1 protein-coding gene is annotated in these 441 nt (G+C 47.6%); it reads right to left on the bottom strand.

The features are described from left to right. Positions 1-104: 104 nt before the first annotated feature. The coding region (locus tag LKK83_RS21930) for a hypothetical protein (RefSeq protein WP_324633483.1) at positions 105-441 on the bottom strand (337 nt) is incomplete at its 5' end.

Raw genomic sequence — 441 nt, 5'->3', positions numbered from 1 at the left:
CTTTTGGTTGCTGCACCATAACAACAGAATTTGCACGCTCTAAACCAACTCGGTTCCATGCAGAATAAGCGATCGCAGCTACTCCAAATAATGGCGTGAGCCAATTAATTGCCTTCTGTATTTTCATCATCAGGATCGATTGTTACTTCAATTGATATTGTCCGATCGCTTTGACTAGCTACCTTGACCCGTCGTATTTTTCCTGCCACAGGCGATCGCACCACCGCAAGGCGATCCAGCTTATCTTCAACTTCGGCTGCTTGCCTAAGCAAAAGCCCAAGCTGATATTGTTGCCGCTGCTTCGATTCCTGGAATCGTTGCTGTTGTATCGAGTGTTCGTACAATCTTTGCTGGTAGTCTCCTTTAGCCGCCGCGAGTTTGGCGATCGCCATCTGCAAATCGATCGCAGCTTGAATCTTTTTTTCCCGCAAATCAGCCGCC

It is taken from the genome of Phormidium sp. CCY1219 (assembly GCF_035615515.1).
In the GTDB taxonomy this organism is placed as follows: Bacteria; Cyanobacteriota; Cyanobacteriia; order Cyanobacteriales; family Laspinemataceae; genus CCY1219.
Note: the sequence above shows the minus strand (reverse complement) of the source record. Positions and strands in the feature narration are given on the sequence as shown.